This is a genomic window from Weissella paramesenteroides (assembly GCF_051903945.1).
Taxonomy (GTDB): Bacteria; Bacillota; Bacilli; order Lactobacillales; family Lactobacillaceae; genus Weissella; species Weissella paramesenteroides_A.
In genome coordinates, this window is sequence record NZ_CP192268.1 from 1,885,280 (window position 1) to 1,911,429 (window position 26,150).

At 36.9% G+C, this 26,150-nt stretch carries 25 protein-coding genes; 5 read left to right on the forward strand and 20 right to left on the reverse strand.

The window, feature by feature from the left end; genetic code table 11:
• Positions 1–3: 3 nt before the first annotated feature.
• Positions 4–1,476, reverse strand: a complete 1,473-nt coding sequence (locus ACQ4QH_RS09345) for an MDR family MFS transporter (protein ID WP_439818639.1) — start codon at positions 1,474–1,476, stop codon at positions 4–6.
• A 158-nt stretch (positions 1,477–1,634) separates the two neighbouring features.
• On the opposite strand from ACQ4QH_RS09345, the gene ACQ4QH_RS09350 reads away from it, so the two are divergent.
• Both ACQ4QH_RS09350 and ACQ4QH_RS09355 read left to right on the forward strand, forming a co-directional pair.
• Entirely contained in the window at positions 1,635–2,960 is a 1,326-nt protein-coding gene (locus ACQ4QH_RS09350) for a Y-family DNA polymerase (RefSeq protein WP_439818640.1), read from the forward strand.
• Positions 2,947–3,336: a hypothetical protein gene (locus ACQ4QH_RS09355; protein WP_439818641.1), complete on the forward strand. Its 390-nt coding sequence runs from the start codon at positions 2,947–2,949 to the stop codon at positions 3,334–3,336. The genes ACQ4QH_RS09350 and ACQ4QH_RS09355 overlap by 14 nt, the downstream gene beginning before the upstream one ends.
• 172 nt (positions 3,337–3,508) lie before the next feature.
• Here the strand turns inward: ACQ4QH_RS09355 and ACQ4QH_RS09360 are convergent, their stop codons facing one another.
• From ACQ4QH_RS09360 to ACQ4QH_RS09370, 3 genes are all read right to left on the reverse strand, one after another.
• Positions 3,509–4,909 (reverse strand): APC family permease, encoded by a 1,401-nt coding sequence (locus ACQ4QH_RS09360; RefSeq protein ID WP_439818642.1) that lies wholly within the window; start codon positions 4,907–4,909, stop codon positions 3,509–3,511.
• Positions 4,910–5,282: 373 nt separating this feature from the next.
• Complete coding sequence (locus ACQ4QH_RS09365; RefSeq protein WP_439818643.1) at positions 5,283–5,795, reverse strand: GNAT family N-acetyltransferase; 513 nt, start codon at positions 5,793–5,795, stop codon at positions 5,283–5,285.
• Positions 5,796–5,932: 137 nt separating this feature from the next.
• Positions 5,933–6,910: a TDT family transporter gene (locus tag ACQ4QH_RS09370; protein WP_439818644.1), complete on the reverse strand. Its 978-nt coding sequence runs from the start codon at positions 6,908–6,910 to the stop codon at positions 5,933–5,935.
• 113 nt (positions 6,911–7,023) lie between these two features.
• Here ACQ4QH_RS09370 and ACQ4QH_RS09375 point away from each other — a divergent pair, with 113 nt between their 5' ends.
• Positions 7,024–7,851, forward strand: a complete 828-nt coding sequence (locus ACQ4QH_RS09375; RefSeq protein WP_439818645.1) for a LysR family transcriptional regulator — start codon at positions 7,024–7,026, stop codon at positions 7,849–7,851.
• 3 nt (positions 7,852–7,854) lie between these two features.
• Here ACQ4QH_RS09375 and ACQ4QH_RS09380 read toward each other — a convergent pair whose 3' ends face one another.
• Together ACQ4QH_RS09380 and ACQ4QH_RS09385 are read right to left on the reverse strand one after the other, a co-directional pair.
• On the reverse strand, positions 7,855–8,406 hold the full coding sequence (locus ACQ4QH_RS09380) for a 3'-5' exonuclease (protein ID WP_439818646.1): 552 nt from the start codon (positions 8,404–8,406) through the stop codon (positions 7,855–7,857).
• A gap of 190 nt (positions 8,407–8,596) precedes the next feature.
• A complete protein-coding gene (locus tag ACQ4QH_RS09385) occupies positions 8,597–9,592 on the reverse strand; it encodes a YeiH family protein (protein WP_439818647.1) in 996 nt (331 codons plus the stop codon).
• 219 nt (positions 9,593–9,811) lie between these two features.
• Between ACQ4QH_RS09385 and ACQ4QH_RS09390 the strand changes: the two genes are divergently transcribed.
• A complete protein-coding gene (locus ACQ4QH_RS09390; RefSeq protein ID WP_439818648.1) occupies positions 9,812–10,873 on the forward strand; it encodes a tRNA dihydrouridine synthase in 1,062 nt (353 codons plus the stop codon).
• Positions 10,874–10,930: 57 nt separating this feature from the next.
• Here the strand turns inward: ACQ4QH_RS09390 and ACQ4QH_RS09395 are convergent, their stop codons facing one another.
• The 14 genes from ACQ4QH_RS09395 to ACQ4QH_RS09460 form a co-directional block, all read right to left on the reverse strand.
• Positions 10,931–12,301, reverse strand: coding sequence for an NAD-dependent succinate-semialdehyde dehydrogenase (locus ACQ4QH_RS09395; protein WP_439818649.1), 1,371 nt, complete (start codon positions 12,299–12,301; stop codon positions 10,931–10,933).
• Between the two features lie 136 nt (positions 12,302–12,437).
• Positions 12,438–13,382 carry a YihY/virulence factor BrkB family protein gene (locus ACQ4QH_RS09400; RefSeq protein WP_439818650.1) on the reverse strand — a complete coding sequence of 315 codons (945 nt, stop codon included), beginning with the start codon at positions 13,380–13,382 and terminating at the stop codon, positions 12,438–12,440.
• A 165-nt stretch (positions 13,383–13,547) separates the two neighbouring features.
• The gene (locus tag ACQ4QH_RS09405) at positions 13,548–14,321 is read right to left on the reverse strand and encodes a (S)-acetoin forming diacetyl reductase (RefSeq protein ID WP_330155367.1); all 774 of its coding nucleotides are present in this window, start codon (positions 14,319–14,321) and stop codon (positions 13,548–13,550) included.
• A gap of 362 nt (positions 14,322–14,683) precedes the next feature.
• Positions 14,684–14,824, reverse strand: a complete 141-nt coding sequence (locus ACQ4QH_RS09410) for a hypothetical protein (protein WP_439818651.1) — start codon at positions 14,822–14,824, stop codon at positions 14,684–14,686.
• A 507-nt stretch (positions 14,825–15,331) separates the two neighbouring features.
• Positions 15,332–16,099, reverse strand: a complete 768-nt coding sequence (locus ACQ4QH_RS09415; RefSeq protein WP_439818652.1) for a LytR/AlgR family response regulator transcription factor — start codon at positions 16,097–16,099, stop codon at positions 15,332–15,334.
• 408 nt (positions 16,100–16,507) lie between these two features.
• The gene (locus tag ACQ4QH_RS09420; protein ID WP_002828161.1) at positions 16,508–16,723 is read right to left on the reverse strand and encodes a hypothetical protein; all 216 of its coding nucleotides are present in this window, start codon (positions 16,721–16,723) and stop codon (positions 16,508–16,510) included.
• Between the two features lie 14 nt (positions 16,724–16,737).
• Entirely contained in the window at positions 16,738–17,631 is an 894-nt protein-coding gene (locus ACQ4QH_RS09425; protein WP_439818653.1) for an alpha/beta hydrolase fold domain-containing protein, read from the reverse strand.
• Positions 17,632–17,697: 66 nt separating this feature from the next.
• Entirely contained in the window at positions 17,698–19,047 is a 1,350-nt protein-coding gene (locus ACQ4QH_RS09430) for an amino acid permease (protein ID WP_439818654.1), read from the reverse strand.
• Between the two features lie 225 nt (positions 19,048–19,272).
• Positions 19,273–19,683, reverse strand: a complete 411-nt coding sequence (locus tag ACQ4QH_RS09435) for a DUF6508 domain-containing protein (protein ID WP_439818655.1) — start codon at positions 19,681–19,683, stop codon at positions 19,273–19,275.
• Positions 19,684–19,740: 57 nt separating this feature from the next.
• The gene (locus tag ACQ4QH_RS09440; RefSeq protein WP_439818656.1) at positions 19,741–21,186 is read right to left on the reverse strand and encodes a glutamate--cysteine ligase; all 1,446 of its coding nucleotides are present in this window, start codon (positions 21,184–21,186) and stop codon (positions 19,741–19,743) included.
• Positions 21,187–21,296: 110 nt separating this feature from the next.
• The gene (locus ACQ4QH_RS09445) at positions 21,297–22,451 is read right to left on the reverse strand and encodes an AI-2E family transporter (RefSeq protein ID WP_439818657.1); all 1,155 of its coding nucleotides are present in this window, start codon (positions 22,449–22,451) and stop codon (positions 21,297–21,299) included.
• Positions 22,452–22,685: 234 nt separating this feature from the next.
• The gene (locus tag ACQ4QH_RS09450) at positions 22,686–23,582 is read right to left on the reverse strand and encodes a prenyltransferase (protein WP_439818658.1); all 897 of its coding nucleotides are present in this window, start codon (positions 23,580–23,582) and stop codon (positions 22,686–22,688) included.
• A gap of 96 nt (positions 23,583–23,678) precedes the next feature.
• A complete protein-coding gene (locus tag ACQ4QH_RS09455; RefSeq protein WP_439818659.1) occupies positions 23,679–23,954 on the reverse strand; it encodes an acylphosphatase in 276 nt (91 codons plus the stop codon).
• A 247-nt stretch (positions 23,955–24,201) separates the two neighbouring features.
• Positions 24,202–25,014 carry a transporter substrate-binding domain-containing protein gene (locus tag ACQ4QH_RS09460; protein ID WP_439818660.1) on the reverse strand — a complete coding sequence of 271 codons (813 nt, stop codon included), beginning with the start codon at positions 25,012–25,014 and terminating at the stop codon, positions 24,202–24,204.
• A gap of 432 nt (positions 25,015–25,446) precedes the next feature.
• On the opposite strand from ACQ4QH_RS09460, the gene ACQ4QH_RS09465 reads away from it, so the two are divergent.
• Positions 25,447–26,148: an amino acid ABC transporter permease gene (locus ACQ4QH_RS09465; RefSeq protein ID WP_439818661.1), complete on the forward strand. Its 702-nt coding sequence runs from the start codon at positions 25,447–25,449 to the stop codon at positions 26,146–26,148.
• Positions 26,149–26,150 lie beyond the last annotated feature (2 nt).

Below are 26,150 nucleotides of genomic sequence, written 5' to 3' on the forward strand. Positions count from 1 at the left end.
TAATTATTGGACAACACCTTGATCCTGGTGTTTTAGATTATATACAAAGGCTAAAATCATGCAAATAACAGCAATAATAAAAATATTACGTAGTCCTGTGTGATAAATATTATGCATAATTGGCACAAGATTATTTGGTAACTCATCAACTGTATGTGGATTAATCATTTTGTTAAACATATCCACCGTTACGTGTTTATCTGGGTGTTGTGCGACACCATTTTTCAAAGATTGATTCATAACAATTCCAAAAATTGAAATGAAAATACTTTGTGACAAACTACGAATCAATGTATTAAATGATGTTGCCATACCGATATGTTTAAGTGATACGACACTTTGTGAAATAATCGTTGATCCAGTAACTGTAATACCAAAACCAGTTCCCAAAAAGACCCCAATGATTAAGAATACAATAAACGGTGTGTTCGCTGGCAAGAATGCTAAGATTGTTCCAGTAACGACTAACAATCCCATACTAATCATTAAAATCTTTTGTGGTGTTAACCGTGATAACATCTTACCAGCAATAAATGACCCCACGATCCAAAAAATCGAACTAGGTGTCGTTGCAAATCCAGCAAAGGTTGCTGGTAATCCTAAAATTCCTTGTGTCCATGATGGCACGTATACTTCATAAGCAATTAAGAAAATTGCCATCATACCAGCTGCAAAATTTTGGATGACAAACGTTTTGTTTTTAAACAAATCTAATAAAATAATTGGATCTGCAGCTCTTTTTTCCTGATTAACAAATAATAAACAACCAGCAACGGCTACCATAAAGACAATTAGCACCATTATCCAATTAATTTGCGCTTTATTAATTAATTCAACACCATACAAGATGCCTGAAATCGTCATCGATAGCCAAACGATGCCCCAAATATCCAAATGTCCTTTGGTAGCATGTTTTTCTTCTTTAAGGAATAATAAGATCAAAATCATTGATAATAAGCCAAATGGCAAATTAATAAAGAACACCCAACGCCAACTAAAATTATCAACAATCAAGCCACCTAACAAGGGCGCAACCACGGAAGCAATTCCCCAGGCTGAATTATTGATTCCCATAACTTGTGCACGTTTTTCAGGTGGATAAATATCGGCAATAATCGTATTTGAAATTGGTAAAATAGCCCCTGCACCGATTCCTTGAATCGCACGCCAAATAATTAATTGTGGCATACTACCCGAAAAGCCACTTAATACCGAACCTGTCAAAAATACAACTAACCCAGCAATAAATATTGGTTTACGACCAATATTATCAGCTAATTTCCCATAAATTGGTGTAGTCAGAGTACTTGTCAATAAAAAAATTGAAAACACCCAATTCATTATTGAAATACCCTCTAGGTCACCGACGATGGTAGGCATCGCTGTTGATACGATTGTCCCTTCTACCGCACTTAAAAACGTTGCGATAAATAAGGCCAATGTTACCATACCTTTATTCGTTTTTTCCTTCTCCAAAACTACTGCTCCTATTCCCTATAAATTCCATAACAACCAATTTTATCACACGGTAGACAACGACTACAAGCGACATCTAATCACCCCAATGCTTGCAGATTTTTGGAATTAGGTTTATCCTAATATTAAGTTAAAATTAACAGTGGGAGGTCGTACCTATGATTGATGTTTACCAACACGAACCCAGACGTGCTATTTTTGTCATTGATTCCAAAAGTTTCTATGCCAGTGTGGAATGCGTTGCTCGTAATAAACACCCCTTACAGACAATGCTCGTTGTCATGAGCCAGCAAGAAAATACAAATGGTGGCCTTGTTCTTGCTGCTTCGCCATTGGCTAAAAAAGTACTTGGCATCAGTAATGTTACCCGACGAAGAGACGTTCCTTACCATCCAGATTTATTAATTGCTGAACCACGAATGAATTATTATATACAAAAAAATCAAGAAATTAATGATATCTATCGTCAATTTGTCGCTGATGAGGATCTTCATATTTATTCGATTGATGAATCTATTCTAGATATCACTGATAGTTATCAATACATTATTTCAAAGTTTGGCGATGGCCATAATTTAACATTACAACAAATAGCTCGTATCATTCAAAAAAAAGTCAAACAAAAAACGGGGATTTACACCTCTGTTGGCATTGGTGATAATCCTACGATGGCTAAACTAGCACTTGATTTAACCGCCAAACACGCTCATAGCCTGATTGGTGAGTGGCACTATGAAACAATTCCACAATTTTTATGGCCCATTGAAAACCTATCTGACGTCTGGCACATTGGTTCACGTACAGCTAAAAAACTTAATCGCTTAGGTATATTTTCAATGCGGGATTTAGCTTTACATAATCCATACCATTTGATTGAAAAATTTGGTGTTATTGGTAGTGAACTCTATGCACTAGCTTGGGGAATCGATCGTAGTTTAGTTAGAAAAAAGTATCACACCAAAAGTCGTTCTTTAAGCAATAGCCAAGTTTTACCACGTGATTATGACAACCCTACTGAAATCGCCGTAATTATTAGGGAAATTGGTGAACAAATTGCCAGTCGTTTACGCTCTAAAAATTTGGTAGCCCATCAAATTTCGCTTGGCTTAGGAGTTGGTTATCATAATCCAATTAATAGTCAGGGATTTCATGCGCAAGTGACAATAACCCCAACAAATCTTAATTATCCAATCACGCAGGCTCTTCATCAACTTTTCATTGCCCATTACCAAGGTGAAGTCATTCGTCACATTGCTGTAAGTGCTGATGGCCTAGAACCTGCTGGTGATGAGCAACTTGATCTCTTTGTTTCACCAAACGACCTGACGCAACAACGTCAATTAGATACGACAATTGATGTGATTCGCAAGAAATTTGGCATTGATGCCATCTTCAAAAGTTCGAGTTTAGCAGGTGGCACGATGCTCGATCGTGTTGGTCTGGTCGGTGGACATAACGGTGGTAATGCTTATGGACAAAGCTGACGATATTGATGAAGCAACACTAAAACAGGCCGCAAATTTTTTTAAATATGATTATCATGATCGTGGCATGGTAAAGTGGCAAGGCTACTACTTATCTGACCATACTGAACATGTTAACAAGGTAGCCCACCAGTTAACTGATGCGAATAACCGCATCCGTCAACCAGAAATGACACCTGAATCCATTGCTCAAATTTTATTTGAAGCATACACCCAAAATGATACTGTTACCGTTCAATTAAGCACACAATCAGATACTGGTATTATTCCACCTATGATAACCGGCCCCGTCATAGGTTATACTGATGAATCTATTATCATTGGCAAGCAATTTATCCCTCAGCATAATTTATGGTGGGTAAGCAAAAATACATAAGCGAGACAAAAGCCGTTTTGAAGCTAGTGTATTTCATAATTTATACCATTTTTAACACAAAAGGGTTGGAACGATTTCTCTTGTTCCAACCCTTTAACAATTTTTATCTCAATTTCTTGACTAGCCTGAAATTTATCACACCATTGTAAGTTTCAGATTTTCTATATGCCGATTATTGATTCATTCTTGAATGACGAACACCATATGTCGTGTATAGGATAATACCAATAACAAACCAAATTCCTGCAGCAATTAGTGTCTCAACATGTAATTGTGTAATCAAAAATGCCGATAATAATGCTGAAATTATTGGCATTACTGGATAACCTGGCATCTTGTAACCATCATGATTAACATCTTTACGATGACGTAATGGTAAGATACCTAATGATACAACAACAAACGCCAACAAAGTCCCAACATTAACCAAATCAACTAATTTATCTAATGGTACTAATCCGCTAAACAATGCAATGACAATCGTTGCAATAGTCAACGCACGATTAGGGTTACCTTGTTTGTTTAATTTACCAACACCGCCTGGTAATAGACCATCACGACCAACTGCATAAATCAAACGAGATGCAGCATAGGTCATTGTATACATCATCGTTGCCATTCCAATTAAGGCACCAATTGTAATAATCAATGATGCCCAATTTTGGCCGACTTGTTGCAATGCAAAGGCTGCTGGATCTGCAACATTTAACTTTGTATAATGTACCATCCCTGTCAAAACAAGCCCCATAATACCATACAATACTGCTGCAATAATCAAGGTACCAATAATACCAATTGGCATATTACGTTTTGGATTCTTCACCTCAGCCGCTGATGATGACAACGCATCAAATCCAAGGAATGCAAAGAAGACCATTGACGTCCCCGTAATAATTCCTTGCCAACCAAATGCACCATTGACGCGTTTTGGAATTAGTGGATGATAGTTACTACTCTTGATAAAGAAAAATCCAATGATGATAAATGCCAAAATAATAATAACTTTGAACAAAACCATTGCATTTTCAACACGCTTTGATTGTCGCAAGCCACCCCGTAGCAATAATCCAATTAACAAAACAATGATAACCGCCACAATATTGATATAGGTACCACCTGCTGGATTATATGCTCCTGATAAGGCCGTCGGAATCTTAACTAATGGTGATATTAGGTTAGCGAAGTAAGCTGACCACCCTGTTGACACAGCTGACACACTTAACATATATTCCAAAATTAAGGCCCAACCTAATACCCAACCAACGACTTCACCAAAAATCACATTACCATATGAATAAGCTGATCCAGCAACTGGCATTGCTGTTGACATTTCAGAATAGGCCATCGCTACCAAACTAGATACTAAAGCTGCCAAAATAAAACTAAAAATAATTGCTGGTCCTGTCGTAGTTGCTGCAACTGTTCCGGGCAACACGAAAATTCCTGAACCAATAACTGCACCAATTCCTAAAGCAATTAAATCTTTTGCATTTAATGACTTTTCAAAATGGCCATCACTACGCATATAGGTGTCCAGCGACTCCTTTTTAAACATTCTCTGCCACATTCCCATTTATCTAACTCCCTTTCGCGGAAAATTATGCTAAAATCCATTCACCATCAATGCTGAAAAAATTCTAAAACAATAAAAAAACACGCACTGGATAACAATATCGTATCCAATACGTGTACATGCAGACAATGCATTACAAGTCACTACTTGCCTTCACACATTTGGATACTTTACCGTCATCCAAATGTACAACGCAAACAACTCTACGCAGACTTCGGATGACTAACCGAAATACGTAAAGTAACTAAACGCTTGTGCTACTGACAAATAATTTTGCATATCTACATTTCCTTTTCTTTTAGCTTACCCTGTAGATATTAAGCTCATTTGCGTGTAAAGTCAATTGTTTTATGAAAAAAATCTCATAAATATATTAATCTACTAATAATTGGTAACCTAAGCGATCACCAAATTCAAATGGTACCATGCCTCGATATGTGAAATCAGTTTTCGTAATAACATTCTGCATAATAATATTTTCTGGGAATGTATCAATACGAATATCGCGGTAACCACGGGCCCGAGCTAAATTAACCAAATCTCGTGTCAGCGTCTTACCAACACCTTTCCCACGAATGTGTGAATTAATCGTTACACGGTGAATAGCAACATATTCTGGCTCATTGCCAACCCATTCACCTTGTAGAATTTCGTACTCTGCTTCTGGTCCTGGTACTAATGAGCCATAACCAGCAACTTGACCATCATAAATCAGGACAATTCCCCAGCCATTAGCGATATCTTTTTCAAATAAAGCCTTATCTGGTGCACCTTCGCCCTGCCATTGCGATGCGCCTTGCTCGCCCAAGTATGCAACGCCATCTTGAAACGCAGCCCAAATTGCTGGAAAGTCCTCTGGCTGGGCTGGTCTTGTGTACATCAACATAATCGTATCCTCCGCGTCTACAATTAAATTATCTAATCATAGAACGTTTCTTATTTAATACCTACTAATTATTAAATAGCAGAACATTATATTAACAAATTCAAAACAAAAACCCAACCCCTTTTTGAATAATATATTTATTTTTTGGAACTGGTTACTACAACATTTGATATACTCGTTAATTTCATTAAATTGACTAGAAATTTCAGATAATGACCCAATACGTAAACAATCATTATTGTGGCAACGATCCATTCAATTTTTGCTAAAATCACTAGACCACTAGCCAGATTTAATTGATTCGATAATACAGTCAAAGCAGTTGATGAAATGACCAGCGGAAATGTAAAGGCCGCAAAGCTTGGATAAAATTTCAACATTGAATGTTTAGCCGAAATATAAATTCTTACGATTAAAAACAACGTTACAAAATATAAACATTGTGCAAAAATAGCTAAGCTAACGGCAAAAATATGATTAATTTGACCAAAGCTGTTTAAATATCCTGTCAAACAAAGTGATGCAGGTGCTGCCATAATCGTTAATAATGGTAGTGCGCCTTCAACCATTTCTCGTATCCGTATTAATCGGAAAATAACAATTGGGAAAATAATGATATATAGTGCTAATGCCAACCAGAAAAAGATTTGACCAATCGTTAGATTAAACATCGGTGCACTCACTGGAATCACACCAATACCGACAAACATCACAAACCAACTGGGATAAACCGCTTGTAACTGTGGCTTAGTCTTAATTAAGTTCAGCCAACAAAAGGCTGCCATAATGCCAAGATGAATGATAATGGCAACAGACCACAAAACCATCGCAAAACGTGTAAATCCCCATCGGTGCCAATACATTGCCATCAGCATTAGTGCCATTGTAAATGTTGGTAACGTTCCTGCTGCCACAGGATTCAGTATTTCACTGTAGGCGCTCTCAAAAACAAGCACAAGTTTTGCAAATACTAGCAACATCAATAACATCCCTACTATACCAACGATATTACCAATTATCGAAAAATTATTCATAATGAATAAATTACCCAATGCTTCCATACCTAAAATCAAACCACATAGTGCCATTGGAATTTTCTTTAATATCTGTATCATGACTCTCTCCTCCAACTTCTTTTCACTTTTAGTATAACTTTCATGTTAAGATAAATAAAATTAATCATTTATATAATAGTTATAAAAATAATTAATACAAAAAGGAGCTAAATATGAATCAATATCTTGAAACATTTATTATCGTTTATGAAACGAGAAGCTTTTCTCTAGCTGCCAAAACACTCTTTGTAACGCAACCAACCATTTCGATTCAAATACAACGACTAGAAAAAATGATTGGCCACCCATTATTCATTCGTAACCAGCATCGAACAATCGAGCCGACAGCTGAAGGCAATGTATTATATGAAAAAGCTCTAAAAATCAGAAGTATTTGGCAAGAGACGCAAGACCAACTGGATCACTTAACAACTCCTAATCGTAAATTAATTCGTATCGGATTCTCCCAAACAGTTTCCCAAATGCTTGCCGCCAACTTTTTAAAACTTGCACAAAAAAAGTTACCCACCATTGACTGGCATGTAACCGTTGGTAATTCAAATTATATTGCGAAACAATTAGAACAAAAAAACTTAGATATCGGCATGGTTGAAAAACCACTCCTGATTGATCCAGAAAAAATGTACCGTAAAAAAATTGCAGATGATCAACTCGTTCGCATTGGTAAACATACAGGTACCTGGTTAGTTCGCGAACCCGGATCAGGAATCGCCCACTATACGCAACAATTCTTCCAAGAATATGACATTATGCCAGAAAAAACAATCCAAATCAATCGAAATGAGTTGATTATATCTCTTGTACAGCAAGATATCGGTGAAACCATCATGTCTCAAAGCGTTATCCCTAATAATTTCCCCAATACAATTATCAACGATCATTTCAAAAGAACCCTATATAGCCTCACAGCTAATGACTTAGAAAAATCATTAGCTGATAAAATCAACACATTATTAAAACAAAGCGTACCACTTGAATAATAATTAACGCCACGCTTTTTTCATCGCTAAAAAGATTGCCAGTGTTTCTTTCGCGTCTGGCAAGGCTCGATGTTTTTGCTCCCCTAAATCAACGCCATACATTTCTGCTAGATCCATTAATGAAATATCCTGGGGATTACCTGCAATAGCCCCGTGGATTTGTTGTGTATCATACAACTTACCACGTGTGTCCCATTTACCAAGGTTATTATGCTGTAGTCCCTCTTTAATCAGTTGGACATCACCATCAACAATGGCATGGCCCACAATTGCATAGTCACCAACAAATCGCATAAACCGACTCAATGCACGTTCTTCGGAAATACCATGGCTAATCATATCCAATGTAATCCAACCATTTTTCCCACCCATTGATTTCGTAATGTACTTAAATGATTTCATGGCACTACCAACTGGTGGATTATTTACTATGACCGAAAACTTTTCAATATTTTGGGATCCAGTCACTTTAATCGTACCAATCTCAATAATCTGATTACTACCATTCATTTCCAAGTCAAATACGACATAATTCTTTAAATTTGTGAACAGCATACTTTAATTCTCACCCCCAAAAAACATTTACTGTTAGATAAGTTCATTTTAACAGTAATCATGCTATCTTTGAAAATCAATTCTTTTTATTGAATAGATTAACTCATTCTATTTAGACAACATAAAAAGAGTTAAAATTTTCTAACCCGCTAGAAAATTTTCAACTCCTTATTAAATCAATCTTATTAAATTAAACGTGCATCAATAGGTAAATTAAAGCAAGCGCAACAATGACTTGGAAAATAATCGTTACAAGTCCATAACCCAAGAATTTAGCACCAGATGATTTGATTGTTGCCCACTTTAAGTTCAATCCAATACCAGCTAAATTAACAATACCAAAAAAACTTGTAATACTTTGCGCTGTATGTGTCACAAGATGTGGTAATGACACGAATGAATTGATTAACATAAAAATAATAAATGCCGTCACAAACCAAGGAATACCCATCTTTGTTTTAATAACTGTGCCAGTTCCTGCTGATAATTTTGCAGCGTGACGTGCCATAAAAATGACAACTACTGACAACATAATCACACGCAACATTTTAAAGATTGGTGCATAAGTGACAACACTTCCCCCAACAAGGGATGCCGTTCCGGATACTTGTCCAACTGACTGGACAGTTCCACCAATTAATGCACTAACCATCATGTTGTTTGGTAACACTGCGGGTCCTAGGATTGGTAAAACAAATAGTAAAACCACACCTGCTAGTGAGACCGTGGCCACAGAAGTTCGTCGCTGATCTTCGGTGGCCCCAACAACGGGTGCAACTGATGCAATCGCACTGGAACCACAAACAGCATTCCCTGCACCCATTAACATTGCTGAAGCGGGTGCAACTTTAAAAACACGACCACCAAGCCACATTACGAAAAAGATGGTCAATGCCATTTGTAGTAAAATAAACAACACGCCTTGCCAACCCAGCGATGCCATATTCTTCAAGGTAACATTTAACCCAAGGCAAGCAATACCAATTTCAATTGGATATTTTTCAGCCCATTTAACACCTGCACCCCAATGCTGATTAATAAAAACAGTGTTTCCTAAAACAATCCCCGCTAACATCGCTAATGCTTCCGCACCTAATGTTGGCAAAAATGGTGATAATAGTTTTGCAACTAAGGCTAACAGAAATGTTAAAATTATTCCTGCTACCATATTCTTTTTAATAACCATGTAAACTCCTAAATAATTTTTACAGCAAATCGAAATTATTATACACCTTATTAACCATCACACTGATAAAATCATATTATTTGCCCTAAATATGTCTATTATTTACTTTTAAGAAGTTAATATCTTGAAAATTATGCGAAATGTCGCTAATATGGATAAGGTTTTAAAAAATAATTAGCACATCAAAAAATACATATTTCATTGAGAAAGGAACTTGAAATGGTCCAAGTAAAATCTCCTTATTGGCAAAAAGTCGTTGATGACGCACAAAAACATCCTGATGTTCCAGGCTTAGAAACAATCCCCTTCTTCACGATGGCTCCGATGGAAGCTGTTACGGATTCTGTTTTCCGTCGTGTCGTTGCGGCAGCTGGTGGCCCTGATGTTTATTTCACTGAATTTACAAATGCACGCAGCATCACACACCCCAAGGCCAAGTTTACCGTACAAGGTCGTTTACACGTTGATAAATCAGAAAAAATGCCGGTTGCCCAATTATGGGGTGACCGTGCCATTGATTTTGAAGCTGCGTGCTTTGACTTAAAAGAACGTGGCTATGAAGCTGTTGATATTAATATGGGATGTCCTGCTGCTACCGTTGTTAAAAATGGTGGTGGTTCTGACCTGATTCGCCATTTTGATAAGGCTGAAGAAATTATCGCTGCCGCTAAAAAGGCCGGTTTAGCAGTTTCTGTCAAAACTCGCTTAGGTTTCAATCAAATTGATACTTTCGAAGAGTGGATTCCATTTATCTTAAAACAAGATGTACCACTGTTAACCGTTCATATGCGCACTCGTAAGGAAATGTCAAAAGTACCAGCGCACTTTGAATACATTGACCGCTTAATCCAACTCCGTGATGAAATCGCCCCTAATACGCTATTGCAAATTAATGGTGATATCAAAGATCGTACCGAAGGACTAGAACTAGTTCGACAACATCCTGGTGTTAACGGTATTATGATTGGCCGTGGTATCTTTGAGAACCCCTTTGCTTTTGAAATCACACCCAAAGAGCATACATTGGATGAAACCCTTACCTTATTGCGTATGCAATTAGACTTGTACGACCAATTTACTGCTGAATTTGGTCCAATGCATTTCCAAAAGTTAAAGCGTTTCTTTAAGATCTACGTACGCCATTTTTCATATGCTTCTGATTTACGAGTTGCATTAATGGATACTACGAACACCACTCAGGTTCGTGAACTGCTTGATCAATTTGATGAACAATGGGCTGCTCAAAAAGCCTCAGACACCATTGCAATTACGACAAAATAACCAAAAAAGCTGATGACCTTCAAAATTTGAAGATCACCAGCTTTTTTATATTACTTTTTACTTTGTTGGTTCAAAAATCAAATGCTCATTAACGAAAGCATTCAGACCTAACTCACTTAACTCTCGACCATACCCTGAGTTCTTAACACCACCGAATGGCAATTCAGGTAATGAAGCCCATCCTGAGTTGATAAATGACATACCAGTCTCAATCTGTTCAGCAACACGTTGTGCGTGGTCAATATCACTTGAAAAAATGGTGTTTCCAAGTCCATAACTTGAGTCATTAGCCAATGCAATGGCCTCTTCTTCAGAATTAACCTTATAAACTGAAGCAACTGGACCAAACATTTCCTGATTATAAATCGGATTATCTTTCGTAATATCTGTCAAAATGGTTGGCTGGAAGAAGAATCCATCCCCGTCGACTGGATCCTGACTATAAACTAAAGTCGCTCCCCCAGCAACAGCAGTATCCACCTGCTTCTGTAACTTCTCTTGCGCACTCTTAGATGATAATGGTGCCACGTCCGTTGTAGGATCCATTGGATCGCCAACCTTAGCTTTTGAGAAGGCATCCTTCAGAATATCAATAAACTCATCATACTTGTCAGCTAACACAATGAACCGCTTTGATGACGTGCAAACCTGACCCGCATTATACAAGCGAGCACCTGGTGCAACGGCTTTAACTTCATCCCAATCAGCATCATCTAAAATAATGAATGCATCATTACCACCAAGCTCCAGTGTCGACTTCTTCAACGCTTCACCAGCTTCTTTGGCAACAGCTGCACCACCACGTTCAGAACCTGTCAAACAAACACCCGCAACACGTGGATCGTGAATTGCCTTAGCGACTAAATCATAATCAATAAATAGATTTGTCAAAGCTCCTTCTGGCGCTCCCGCTTCAATCACTAAGTCTGCGAACAACTGCGCTGACTTTGGACAAATTGAAGCATGCTTCAAAATAATTGGATTACCAACAATAAAGTTGGGCGCAAAGACACGCACAACTTGGTACAATGGGAAATTCCATGGTTCCACTGCAACAATCACCCCAGTTGACTGCTTCACATAGTGAGCATTGCCTGCAGGTGACTCTAGTGGCGTATCGGCCATGAATTCTTCACCCTTTTGTGCATAATAAGAAACAATGTTTGCACACAAATCAACTTCACCTTCAGCTTCAGTTAATAACTTTCCCATGTCGTATGTCATTGCCTTAGCTAATTCCTCTTTATGAGCCACAATTGCATCAGCAATTTTCTGCAAACTTGCAGCACGTTCACTAACAGGTGTCCCACGCCATGTTTTGTATAATGCATGTCCAGTTGTCAGTGCTTTCTCTAAATCTTCTTCAGTTGCGTTAGCATATTCCTGTAAAACTTCCCCAGTATATGGATATGTTGTCTTGTACGTCATAATATCCCCCTTAGTGTAAATGACAATTATTAATATTGGTCGCTACGCCATCATTATAACGCTAATTAACAAAAAATGGGCTTAAATAATTTCACAAAGTTATTTCATTTATGTTTAAATAATCACAATTTTCCCTTTAACGGCGCCTTTTTCTGTGGCGATCTCTACTTGTGATTTTTTTGAAATTAAACGCTGGCCGTCGTCTAGCTGCAGGCCGCTTAGCAGCTATTGGTATAGGTTCTTTAGGGTTAAGACTAGTGGCAAAAAGTCCCTCTAACCAGGCAATCAAAATCTGCCCAATCACCATAATTGTCCCAATTAAATTTAAATAGACAATTAGCACAAGCAACGATCCTAACGATTGATAAAAACCAACATTTTTTACAGTAAATTTGGCATACCACCCAAATGAGTAGTTTAAAATAATCATCAAAATAACTTCAACACCAGATCCAATAATCAAAGGTTTTAAAGCGATGCGTTTCGCTGGTAAAGCTGCATTGAATACGCACATCATAATCCAAAGTCCTGCTAAAGTAATAATCCAACGTTGCTTAGTGATAAATTCTAACCAACCAATACCTGGGATTGCTGCAATAATTGCTGGCAAAATCGCACTAACAAGCATTACCACAACCGCTGATATCAAAATAACCATCAACCACAGAAAACTAAAAACACGAGTCAATAAGCCACTAACCCGTTCAGGCACATCATATACAGCATTAAATGATTTACGAATAATTGCTAATACTGAACTGGCTGCCCAAATTGTTGTCAAAATTGAAAATGACAGAATTCCCACGCCACCTTTTAATACCGATTGAATAATCGGCGCTAAAATTGACATAATATTGCTAGGAAGTTGCTCTGAAAGTAGTGTAATCAATTCACTTGCATTCATGCCCGCTAAACTAGCAACTGCCCCAACACTCATCAAAATAGGAACCATCGATAGCAAGGCATAATAAGTAATTGTTGGTCCAACCATTTTCAGATTTCCCCGTTTAAAAAAGGTTTGTAGTTGGTCAATCTGAAATTTTTTTGTCAGGCGGTGAACATCAACAAGAATTTGTCGCATGCGTACTTCCTCCTTCACGAAATCTATATCCAGTATCGCAATGTTTGATGTAGATAGCAAATACTAGGTCATTATATTTTTATGCTATTTGCCACAAAATAAAAACTGATAACAAATCCATATAAAGATTTATCATCAGTTTAAAAGTTAATTATTTTTAGTTAATTAATGGAATTGCATACCACCATCGACTTCGATAGTCTGCCCAGTAATGTAATTTGAATCTGGTCCAGCTAGAAAGGCTACTGCCGCAGCAACATCTTCTGGTTCTGATAGACGCTTTAATGCAATATCCTTTGCGAAGGTCTGCATACCCCACTCATCATCCTTACCAGCATTCTTACCAACCTCATGAGCAATATCAAACATCATTGGTGTCTTAACAATACCAGGTGCATATGCATTAACTGTGATGTTTTGCTCAGCTAAATCACGGGCAGCAACTTGTGTTAGACCACGTACAGCGAACTTTGTACTACTATACAAAGCAAGGTTTGGATTACCAACGACACCAGCTTGTGAGGTTGCATTGATAATCTTTCCACCGTTACCATTCTTCTTAAATTGTTCAACAGCTGCTTGAATACCCCAAATATCACCAGCAACATTGATATGATAAACCTTATCAAATAATTCAGGAGTAATTGTATCAATTGGTGTCGTAGGACCAAGGCCAGCATTATTAACTAAGACATCAAAGCCACCTAATTTTTCAGCCACTTCTTTAACAGCTGCAAAGAATCCTTCGCGATCAGAAACATCTAGCTTGACTGCAATTGCAGTACCACCATTCTTTTCAATATCAGTTGCGACTTCTTTACTTTTAGCTTCATTCAAATCAGCAACTGCAACTGCAAATCCGTCTGCACTTAGGCGACGAACAATTGCTTCACCAATACCTTGTGCCCCACCAGTAACCATTGCAACTTTCTTTGTCATCACTAATTCCTCCAATAGTATTATTCGAAACAACTATAGTCTAGCACAATGTTCCTGTTTTGTTAATTTTTTCACAAATTATTTTCTATTAATTTACGCAAAACAGTAAAGCAAGACAAAAGTCGTTTTGAAGCCGGTGTATAATGTGCTTTGCGCTATTTTTGGCCGTAACAGGAATGGCGTAAATTCCGTTACATTGAGGTTTCAGACTTTTGAAATGCGTTTATGCTATCAAACTGACATGCTTTTAATTAAGATATTTTTAGCAAAAAAAGTTGGAACATTTTCTGTTGTTCCAACCTCTTGTTTGAAATATTTATATGTTAATGGCAATATTTAGCATATCCAATTAATGCGCCACCTCAATATCCTATTGGTCCACCCATAGAACCTACTAGAGCGTGTCCGAAAGTACCAGGGTAGCACTTTGCCATATTTTTCTTCTTACCACCAACTACAATCATCATCTCGTTTAACGTTAATTCTTGATACGTATTTGCCATTTTTCCTCCAATATTAAGTAAATTAAACTATTAACTTTCTCATTAGCATTCATGGTTAGTCTATACTTACAATATTATTAATCAAATTTAATCATTAAAAATGTTAACTGCCAGGTTTAAAAAATTTTAATCACTAAATTTATCGAAATTTGAAAAATACTGATAAGTATATTTTTTCATTAAATCAGTTAATTTCCCTTTTTATTTGAAAATAAACTTGAACCTCTAAATAAATAACAATGGCTAATGAAATGTACGTTTGTAGAGTTTCTTCTAACACAAAATTATTGCTTTTTATTAACTCACCTACTTGAACACTTGTGATTAATAACAATAAATGTAAGGGTAACAGTCGTCGATATTTTTTTGAAAACAACATGACAATTTTTAATATATCAAAAATTGACCGATATATTAGTACTCACCTCCTTTTCTATAAATAATGGTACCCATTATTTGAATAATTAGATGAACTATAATTGAACGTTGCATTTTTTGTATTGACCGTTAATTTAGACTATTTGTTTGTTGCCAAATCTTCTTGAAATTTTGTTTTTTTCGAACAGATAACGGACACCATATTTGATTTTCGGTATCAAAATAGACACGATTCAAACGAATATCAAAATAATTAACTGACATTAAATTAATAACAAAACCTTTATGTGATCGAAACAAATTTTTATGGCGTTTCTCGATACTTGATAATGAATCGTTAATCTCAACAATGATATTTTTTGCGTATAGTACAACTCGATTAACTTGATTAGGCTTGGATGCAATATAAAGCACTTCTGACATCGGAATATCATAGTAGCGTGCCCGCAACTTATAAACAAATTTTTCTGGATTACTTTTCATATGACTGACAACTAACTCAAGAGCAACATTAATATCCTGTCGAATAGCCTCTTCAATAGCATCAACAGGCTTAATTTTTGAAATACAGTCTAAAGGTACCAACCGTTGTTCTAAAATTAATGTTGATAAATTGTTCTTTTCAGTCATAAAAACAAGATGAGCTAATGGTAAACAATGCCTAATATATTTTCCTAATTCAACGATACTGTGATCATTTTCTAGTGATCCAACATCTAAAAAAAACAAAATATTTTGATCAGTACATGCTTGTACAAAGTTTTTAATTTCTTGAGCATCCGTCGTCACAAGCTTAATGTTGGTATCTAATTCTTCAAATTCTGTATATCGCTTAATAAAATTAGATATCCAAGTTAGTTGATGATGCTGATCTTCTAATATTATTATTTCTAGCACCACAGGACCTCCATCTAATTACTTTGTTTAAAATATAATTTCTAATTAAACTTATTTTTTAGGTATGTATAACGCTTATCTATCCTCTCAACTTCTATCCGTAGAAAGAGCGAATTTCACTAAATGTCTAGCTACATAAAAAGACTTCTTTAAGGGAAAAAAGTCCAATACAAATAATTCCAATTCTGAATGAAAGATTTTTTTAGTTTTATGTAGCTGTGATTTTTTATAAAATAGTCATTATTTCATGACAAACCAACCGACCTCCTTCCTACATATATCCTAAAACGCTTTAACTACCTCGTTAAAAAAAATATTAACCGTTCGTTTTTTATTATTTAACGTTAAAAAAGCAGATCACCCTTAAAAGAGTCATCTGCTTTATTGTGAAATGTTCCACGTGGAACATTATTTATTTTTTTCAGATTTATTATCCTTAACGTAATTCCAAAAACTGCCTATCGCTGAAACTAAATCAAATCCTGGCAAGATAAGAATATATAGCCACAATGAAAATGTATCAGTTGGCTTAAAAATTACGTACCACAAAATATCAATCATTAATTGCATAAACAATTGCTGTGGCGTTGCTCGAAAAAAAGTTTTACCAAAAGCGCCTATCATTTTATAACCTCAATTTATAGCCATTTTTTTAAAAAATCAGCCTTAATTTCTGTGTTCTCAGGCGTCATATACGCATCCGGTCCATGACCTGTGCCATCAACAATATGGATTTCTGCTCGATCATCGCTAACGACCTTACGAGCAGCGGTTATCATATTTACCGTCTGTTGATATGGTACAACAAAATCCGCCGTCCCCGCAAATGCTAGTATCGGTGGCATTGCTGGATTAAAATAAGTGACTGGATTGTATTCTTCAACTTTATCTGGCACATCTTTTGGTGCTTGTTGCTTAAACATTTGGCCTTCAAAAGACTCTGCCGTTCCGGTCTCTGGGTATTTAGGTATCACACCACTTTCCTCAAATTGATCTGAAAATTTATCAAATTCATAAGGGCCATATAAGGCAATAATTGCGTTTACCTTTTCAGATTGATCAGCATCATCCCCAAATTCATGGTTTGACATGGCATTTACCGAGGCTGTAACACCAGACAATAATGCTAGATGGGCTCCTGAAGATTCTCCCATTAAAGCAACATGATTCATATCTAATTGATACTCGCCAGCATGTGCCCGCAAGAAGCGAATAGCAGCTTTGACCTCGTAAATCTGCGTAGGAAAATCCGCATCCTGAATCCAGGTATACGAAACACTAGCAACTGCATAACCCTGGTCCAACAATCGCAATGCTGGTTCCAGTTTATGTGAACTCTTGTCACCAAAAATCAACCCACCACCAAAGACGTCCACAATCACTGGAAATGGTCCCTGACCTTCATTTGGTAAATAAATATCTAAGTCATGACGTTCACCAGCCATGTAAGGCACATCTTGCCATCGTTGTTTAATATAATCTGTTTTTGCGACCGTGCGTTGATAATCACGATCGATGAATCTCTCTGCCATATTAACCCCCTTTAAAACTATAGACAAAAAGGATAATTGCCTACACAACTATCCTTTCATCATACACTACTTTTTACTCTTTATTCGCAAACTTATGATAATCATTATGACAAACCAGACAAGTGCCAAAACCGTTGTTGGCATTGTTTCTGGCGTGAATAACAAAATCAAGAAGATACCAATTAAGAACGCAATCGTTAAATAATTTGTCACCGGTGCACCAGGCATTTTAAACAATTGCTGGCCATTTTTGAAATCTGCTGTTCTACGATATTTCACATGCGCAAACACTAATACAGCGTACATCACAACAAAGGCTGCTGATGCAATTGACGTTACCAAATCAAAGGCATTTTTGGGGAAGAAGAAGTTTAACACCACTGCTAACGCAATTAATACTGTTGAAATGTTAATGGCATTAAATGGAATATAACGTCTGTTTAACTTACCAGCGTAACCCTTACCTTCTGATAATGAGAATAACATGCGACCAGTCGTAAAAATGGCACTATTCAATGACGATGCTGCCGCAGTCAAGACAACGAAATTAATAATTCCGGCTGCTCCAGTCACACCAATCCCAGAAAAGACCTGAACGAATGGTGACTTGCCTGCACTGTAGTTTGTCCATGGTTGAATACACATAATTGCTATCAACGCGCCAACATAGAAAATCAAGATACGTACAATAATGGAATTAATTGCTTTTGGAATATTTTTATAGGGATCCTGGGCTTCTGCAGCCGTCATACCCACAAACTCAATTCCTAAGAAAGCGAAGAATACCATTTGGAATGCTGACAATAGATGACGACCACCGTGAGCTACAAAACCATGTTGCCATAAGTTACTGATCGTCGTAACACCTGATGACGTCTTTGTATGCAAGACCATCATAATCACACCAGTGGCGATCATTGCTAGTATGGCAATGATTTTGATCATTGAGAACCAAAACTCTGTCTCACCAAAAGCAGCAACCGCAATAATATTAATACCATATAAAATAGCTAAGAAACATAATTCCCATATCCAAATAGGTATATTAGGGAACCAGAAACTCATATAATTTCCAACGGCTGTTAATTCTGCCATAGCAATGGTGATCCAGCCAATCCAATATGTCCAACCGATAATGAATCCTGCTTTAGGTCCAACGTATTTTTCAATAAAACCAACAAAAGTTGCCCGGTTTGGATCAGTTAGCAATAATTCACCCAATGCCCGCATCATCCAAAACATAAATAAGCCAACAATAATATACACTAGTAAAATAGCTGGCCCTGCAGCACTGATGGATCGACCTGCTCCTAAGAACAGTCCGGTACCAATTGTTCCTCCTAAGGCAATCATCTCAACATGACGGCCAGTTAAACCTCTTTCAAGTTTCTGTGGGGAACCTTTTTGTTGTGACATTTTCACACTTCCTTTTTTATTAAATAATCCATACTTCTCTGCTGAATCTCACACAGACATATTAACTAGTATATAAGAATTTTCAAATTTTTCAAAACCAGAATTAAATTTATCTTTAATTATTTCGAAAAAAATAAGCGCTCATGACATAAATAATTACTATACAGTAAAAGGATCCTCATCTACCAATTTGGATTGGAAGATGAGGACCTTGAACATTCTTAATTAATAATTAGGACCAGGAAAATCATCTGGTGTTTGTGATTGTAATCTCTGTAATAAACGACGCAAAATCCCTTTTTCTAGCATTGCGGCCCATAGACCTTCTAAGCGAACCTCACCATGGATCACAACTGATGTTACTGCACGTAATTCATAAAAATCATGGCTGGTTCGGGCAATTAAATCAACATTTTCTTCTAATAATTGATCGTGCGCTTTCTTATGTAAGGTACGATCAAAATTCTGATCGTAAAAGTCGGACCACTCAAAAGCTTGTGCTAAAGCTACCATCCGCTTATCGTAATTTGGATACGTTGTCATATGATCACCAGCTACCCAATCGACTGATACATTCTCAGCTTCAGCTAGATACTTATCCCATTTTTCAAAATCAAATGGATGTTGTTTTCTCACTATCAAAATCCTCCAAGTTGTTTAATAACTAACTGTCATTGTACCACTTATTTAAAGTTAGTAAATATTCAACTCTGGAAACAATTCATTCAAATTTGTTGGTTCTGTCACGACTTCTGCATGGTTGTCAAACTGCAACAACACCTGGTTTGAATCCCACTGCCGTACACGTACCCCAGCTACAATCGCATCACGAATCACCTGAGCAAGCGGTCCCTTACCAAAGTAGGTATCGAATAGTTCTTTTTCATGTGTTTTAAAATAATCAGTGCGTTCGTTACCGAGCTTTGTTGCCCATAATTGCATTTCAGTCGCATCAGATGCCGCCACAATCATTTTAGCAGCTGATGTTTTAGACGGCGTTAACACGCGGTCAGTAATTAATGATAAGCCATCATTAAAACGCATCCCAAAATGATCAGCTAATTGCGAAATATCTTGCATGATTGCTAATGCATCTTGTTTATTGATCAAAGTTTCTGTCGGTTGCTGTAATGAGATCCTATTTGATAAATCTTCATTATGTTGTAATGCACTTTCGGTTAATTCATCGTCTTTTACCAAAAAGTAAATCAATAACAAATGAATTAAGTTTAAATCATTCTCGGAAATACCAGCAATATCAAATGGATCAGTGTCCAAAATACGAATTTCTAAATATTCGATCTCATTTTCATCATCAATTTTTCGCTTGAATCGGACTGGTCCGTATATTTCATGCTCAGAAAATAGCTTTCCTTGTGATACCAACTGTTCGATCTGTTGTTGATGATTGGCGTAATCGCTGTCATATGTCAGTTCTTCACCCTTATCATTGACGAATCCATATTCACTTGTGCGTAATGAACGCACCGGTTTGGTAAATTGTGGTGTTCTGGAATCTGAATCATTTAAATTAAATGGTGTTGCACCAAATAAATAATTGAATAGCCAACGGTGCGCAACAATTTGACGAGCAATATGAAAATAAACATCATTTTTAAACGCTTTAAAATTTGTACGGTCACTAGCATCAAATAAATGCTGCAAAAATTCATCCGACAATGAATAATTAAGGTGTAATCCTGTCATAATTTCATGGGTCGAACCATATTTATGCTGTAACCAATCTCGATAATCTTGTACCCAGGTTCTCTCAAAAGTTTCATCTAACCATTGCAGATCATCCTTTTTTAGTTCCGGTGGCATACTTAGTGGCCATACCGCCTCATCATCTCCCATATGACTACGTAAGACCCATTGTAATTGCAATAAACGATCACGAGCTTCTTCAAATGAACCAACGGCTTCTGTAACTAATTCTGCTTGTGTCTCACTGTAATCAGTTTGCAGATAAGGATGAATACGTCTTGATCCCAGCTCTGTTGAATGACTAGCTCGACTCAATCGTCCTTTACGAGTAACCCGGTGTGTCTCAAGTTCAATACCGAATTTACCGTTAAGGAGTTCCGCATACAAATCATTCTCTTCTACTAGTTTTCCTAAATTTAAATTAGCTCCCATAAGTAACGCCTTTCAATTATCTGACTTCAGATAGATAAAAGGCCCGGTCCATGGTAATCTACCACACACCAGGGCCACATCTCGTTGTTTTCTTAGGAATATATTCTTAATTAATTTGTCTCTTCATCTATTTCCACTATAGCTGTTTTTGTCTCTACTTCTGGCATCTGTTGTAACTGCCACAATTGCCAAGCATAAACAATAATGGTACGAATAACTGCATAAAATGGTACTGCCAAAATCATGCCAGCAATCCCAGCTATATTACCAGCAGCTAATAATAGAACAATGATTGTCAACGGATGAATATGCAATGATGCTCCCATAACACGTGGATAAATCAAATTACTATCAATTTGTTGAACAATCAGTACAACAACAATCACCCAAACGACCTGCCAAATTGAGTCTGTTATAGCAACAAATAATGCTGGTACCAAACCAATATAGGGACCAACATAAGGAATCATATTGGTTATTCCGGCAAAGACACCTAATAGTAAAGCATATTTTTGACCAATAACAAAGTACCCAATAGCCGTAAATACACCAACAAAAATCATTTCCACAACTTGACCACTAATATATTGCGCAAGTGTTTTGTTTAAACGTCCTAATACGTCAGAGATTCTTGAACGTTGCCGTTCAGGAAATACCTTTTGAACGAATGGCGATAATTTATGACCATCATTTAACATATAAATCGTCATGACAGGTACCGTTATTGCCGTTACTGTAAACCCTGTTAACTTCGCAATCACTGCACTCAAACTAGTCGCCATACCTGACACAACAGTTTTCCCGATATTTTGTACCTCTTGTTGTAACTTATCCAAGTTAAAATCAATCCCATATTCCTTAGAGAAATTGATTTTACTAAGTTGATTACCCCAATGTTGAATGGTGTCTACTAATACTGGAATATTTTTTATCAAACCAGAAATTTGATCAACCAACGCAGGTAATAATGTTAATACCAAGGCAACCAAAATACCTAATAATAGCAACATAACAATTGTAATTGCCCACCCCCGACTAACATGCTTCACCTTGCCTAATGGAATTTTTTGTAGCGCCACCACTACTGGATTTAGAATATAATACAAAAATCCTGAAATAATCAACGGTACAAAAACAGCGCCAACAAATTGACCAATCGGTTCTAGAATAAAGCGCAGTTGTGTCACAATCAAAATTAATAACGCAATGGCCAATAATTCCAGTGTCCAAAATAATGTTTTTGATTGCTTTATGTGTTCTAACACTTCACACCCTCACTTTCATTTTTTTCTAATTATAACAGATATTAAGTGATCATAAATTATCGTTCCTTAATAATCTATTCGCCATCAAGTTTGTGAGTCATATCACTTACAGATTTACTTTAACCTAATTTTCCTGAAAAGTTTTACACAGTTTATCCACAGGACATCATATTTTAACCGTGCTAAAAAACGCATTTTGATAGATAATTATCATCAAAATACGTTTTCATTTTTTTAATTAAAAATTAAAGCTAAAATCAAACCAATCGCCAAGGTCAACGATATAATAACTGCGTTTTTTATGGCATATGGAAAGTTCGGTTTAATTGGTTTTGCTTGAAATGCTTTGACATTTTTCATCACAATTGGCAATGAAACCAATGCCACCAAAGATAGCCATGGTAAGATACCAAAAATAACTGCAACGATCAACATAAGATAACCCGCAATGTAGACCCAGCCAAATGCTGTTATTGCGCGATCCTTACCTAAGTACCATGCTAATGTATGCCGCCCTTCAGCAACATCTTCATCGTAATCACCGATATTGTTAGCAAACATAATGTCACCAATTGCGAACCATGCAATAGCAGAAGCAATAATCGCCTTAAACACTAGTTCACCATTAAAGGTTGGCGCGATATTAACATAAGTCGCACTCAAAAAAATAAGGTATCCCATAGTCAAGCCTGATGCTAACTCGCCAAATGGTGTCCGTGACAATGGTAAAGGCGTTCCAGCATACCAATAAACGACCCAAAATCCAATCAGACCCATAATTAGTAACGGCCAGCCGGTTTGTATTGCTAACCATAATCCACCAACTGCCGCAATCAATGCCAGCATCAACAATGTTGTCCAGCCTTGGCGTTGTGAAATCCCACCATTACCAATAATATTATTCACACCATTTTTCCATTCTTCACTAGTTGCTGATTTAAAATCTTGTATATTATTCCAAACGTTAGCAACCATTTGCAAAGCGAACACAACAATTGCAAAAACAATTGCAAAACCTGTATGAAATTGTTGATATGTGATTGCCGCATATAAATTACCCAAAATTAACGGTAATACGCTAGCAACTAATGATTGAACCTCCACGAATTTCAACCATGTTTTAATACTCATCTATCATAACCTCCTAAAAACTCTCAACATCTCAGCTTACACGAAAAAAATCAGTCATGCAATGTAACATTGCTGACTGATCTTCATCATATGCAACTACAACGTTTTGAAACGTTGCAAATGTTCATTTATTGGCATGTCTTTACTATTAACCGAATCCACTCGTGCATAGGGTGATGGCGATACGCTAATCTTTGCCATAAAATCAGACATGGCATCACTTTCTGCTTGTGCTTCAATATGCACAGAACCATCCGTTTCATTCCAAACACTGCCTTTAATTCCTAATTTATCAGCAATAATTTTTGTAGAATATCGAAAACCGACACCCTGTACGCGTCCACGTACAATAATCTTTTTCGCAACTAACATTTATATCCCCCCAAATAACACAGAGAGCGAGACAAAAGTCGTTTTGAAGTCGGTGTGTAACGTGATTTGTGCTATTTCTGTCCGTAGCAAAGCGAAGGACAGGAATAGTGCGAATTGCGTTAAATTGAGGCTTCAGACTTTTGGAACGCGTTTATGCTATAAAACTTACAGACTTATAACTAATATATTTTCGGCTAAAAAAGGTTGGAACATATTCTGTTGTCCCAACCTCCATTATAACGTTAAGTTATGGTTTCTTTGTCAAATCTGAACCAAAGTACTTGTCTGAAAGCTTTGCCATCGTACCATCTTTTGCTAGTTGCTTTTGTGCCTTAGAAATTTTCTTTGCCAAGGCCTTGTTCTTCTTGTTTAGCATTGGCGCTGCTGATGTATCACCCAACACATTCGTTACTTTCGCCGTTAATTTTGTCTCTGGATGCGCTTTTTTATAGACACCCCAAGAATCTTGGGAATTCAACGTCACATCTGCCTTACCAGAATTAACTAAATCAATTGCCTCAGCAAATCCTGGTACTGACACAACATTGGTACCAGCCTTCTTAGCTGCTTGACCAAAGTTAGACGATGCTGATTGTGCAGATTTCTTTCCCTTCAAATCAGCAGCTGATTTGATATCCGAACCTTTTTTAGTAATCATCACTGTCTTAGTATACAAGTAAGGCGCCGCAAAAGCGTACTTCGCTGCACGTTCCTTTGTTTTTCCCATATTGTTGTATACAACATCATACTTATTTGATCCTAATCCAGCGACTAACGAATCAAATTTTGTTTGTGAATATTCAACTTTTAAGTCTAATTTCTTGGCAACAGCCTTTGACAAATCAACTTCGAATCCAGTCAATTTACCTGACTTATCACGATATGAATAAGGTGAGTAGGTTCCTTCTAATCCAACCGTCAATGTTCCCTTTTTGTGTAGGTTCTTTTGATAAGCTGGTACAGATTTAGCAGATGCACTTGGTACAACTGCATAGACACTACTACTTGCGGCCATTAACGTAACAGCTGCTACAGCTGCGATTTTTGTATATTTATTCATTTTATGATTTCCTAACTGATGTTCATTTTTTAATATTATTTACTGCCCAAAATATTTATTATTAAATACATCTGTTAATTTAACATCGCATCCCCAAGCTCATTATCGTTACCCCTTTTCGTTTCTGACGCAAATCATAACCCGCTTATTATCCGTTTGTCAACTACTCTTATTTTTTAAAATTTTACTTGCATTTAATTAGTAACACCCCTAAAATGAAATCAGTTAGTAATTCGAAATTTTCAATTTTAGGGAGTATCACTATGATTCACATCACATCACATTATATTGTTGCTTGTGAAAGCCTAACGCGTTTTTTGCGGTAGGTTATCTTGGTGTACACCAATTTAATAATCGTCAAAAACGTGTTAGGCATCTTACGACTAAGATTGTTTAACACTTTTTTTGTGCTCTTTTTTGAAAGGAAGGCTCATGTTTGAATTCATTGCAACTTATGCACCACAATTAATTATTGCTGGGATTAAATACACCATTCCCCTAGCATTAATTTCTTTCGTGATTGCTGTTGTTATAGCAGCTATTGTTGCTGTCTTACGTTCCTACGTTCCACACGCTACCGGCCTAGGCAAATTCGGTTGGCAAGTCCTAAAATTCATTTTATGGTTCTATGTCTGGATTTTCCGCTCAACACCAATGCTAGTGCAATTATTCGTTGTCTTTTATGGCTTACCAAAATTAGGCATCAGTTGGTTATCGCCATCTGGTTGGGTAGCCGCTATTTGGGTACTATCACTCAACACCGGTGCCTATGCTTCAGAAGCAATTCGGGCCGCTATTTCATCAATTCCAGATACGCAACGAGAAGCTGCTGCTGCACTTGGTATGACCGATCGTCAAATTTTTATGCGCATTATCTTACCTCAAGCGACACGTATCTCTATCCCAACGCTAGCAAATTCATTCATTTCATTGGTCAAGGATACTTCATTAGCCTCAGTAGTGACCATTGTGGAGATGTTCTATCTATCACAACAACTTGCTGCCGTTAACTTTGAGCCACTAAAAATGTATTTATTAGTTGCCGCTATTTACGCCTTATTTGTGACTATCTTGTCAATTCCTCAACGTTATATTCAACGCTGGGCCGACCGCTTTGTAAAAGATCAGAGGTAAAT

Bases quoted from the DNA above. Each gene is read 5' to 3' on its own strand.
- ACQ4QH_RS09350 (WP_439818640.1), top strand. From the start codon at position 1,635: ATGATTGATGTTTACCAACACGAACCCAGACGTGCTATTTTTGTCATT.
- ACQ4QH_RS09355 (WP_439818641.1), top strand. From the start codon at position 2,947: ATGGACAAAGCTGACGATATTGATGAAGCAACACTAAAACAGGCCGCA.
- ACQ4QH_RS09360 (WP_439818642.1), bottom strand. From the start codon at position 4,909: ATGGGAATGTGGCAGAGAATGTTTAAAAAGGAGTCGCTGGACACCTAT.
- ACQ4QH_RS09365 (WP_439818643.1), bottom strand. From the start codon at position 5,795: ATGTTGATGTACACAAGACCAGCCCAGCCAGAGGACTTTCCAGCAATT.
- ACQ4QH_RS09370 (WP_439818644.1), bottom strand. From the start codon at position 6,910: ATGATACAGATATTAAAGAAAATTCCAATGGCACTATGTGGTTTGATT.
- ACQ4QH_RS09375 (WP_439818645.1), top strand. From the start codon at position 7,024: ATGAATCAATATCTTGAAACATTTATTATCGTTTATGAAACGAGAAGC.
- ACQ4QH_RS09380 (WP_439818646.1), bottom strand. From the start codon at position 8,406: ATGCTGTTCACAAATTTAAAGAATTATGTCGTATTTGACTTGGAAATG.
- ACQ4QH_RS09385 (WP_439818647.1), bottom strand. From the start codon at position 9,592: ATGGTTATTAAAAAGAATATGGTAGCAGGAATAATTTTAACATTTCTG.
- ACQ4QH_RS09390 (WP_439818648.1), top strand. From the start codon at position 9,812: ATGGTCCAAGTAAAATCTCCTTATTGGCAAAAAGTCGTTGATGACGCA.
- ACQ4QH_RS09395 (WP_439818649.1), bottom strand. From the start codon at position 12,301: ATGACGTACAAGACAACATATCCATATACTGGGGAAGTTTTACAGGAA.
- ACQ4QH_RS09400 (WP_439818650.1), bottom strand. From the start codon at position 13,382: ATGCGACAAATTCTTGTTGATGTTCACCGCCTGACAAAAAAATTTCAG.
- ACQ4QH_RS09405 (WP_330155367.1), bottom strand. From the start codon at position 14,321: ATGACAAAGAAAGTTGCAATGGTTACTGGTGGGGCACAAGGTATTGGT.
- ACQ4QH_RS09410 (WP_439818651.1), bottom strand. From the start codon at position 14,824: ATGGCAAATACGTATCAAGAATTAACGTTAAACGAGATGATGATTGTA.
- ACQ4QH_RS09420 (WP_002828161.1), bottom strand. From the start codon at position 16,723: ATGATAGGCGCTTTTGGTAAAACTTTTTTTCGAGCAACGCCACAGCAA.
- ACQ4QH_RS09425 (WP_439818653.1), bottom strand. From the start codon at position 17,631: ATGGCAGAGAGATTCATCGATCGTGATTATCAACGCACGGTCGCAAAA.
- ACQ4QH_RS09430 (WP_439818654.1), bottom strand. From the start codon at position 19,047: ATGTCACAACAAAAAGGTTCCCCACAGAAACTTGAAAGAGGTTTAACT.
- ACQ4QH_RS09440 (WP_439818656.1), bottom strand. From the start codon at position 21,186: ATGGGAGCTAATTTAAATTTAGGAAAACTAGTAGAAGAGAATGATTTG.
- ACQ4QH_RS09450 (WP_439818658.1), bottom strand. From the start codon at position 23,582: ATGAGTATTAAAACATGGTTGAAATTCGTGGAGGTTCAATCATTAGTT.
- ACQ4QH_RS09455 (WP_439818659.1), bottom strand. From the start codon at position 23,954: ATGTTAGTTGCGAAAAAGATTATTGTACGTGGACGCGTACAGGGTGTC.
- ACQ4QH_RS09460 (WP_439818660.1), bottom strand. From the start codon at position 25,014: ATGAATAAATATACAAAAATCGCAGCTGTAGCAGCTGTTACGTTAATG.
- ACQ4QH_RS09465 (WP_439818661.1), top strand. From the start codon at position 25,447: ATGTTTGAATTCATTGCAACTTATGCACCACAATTAATTATTGCTGGG.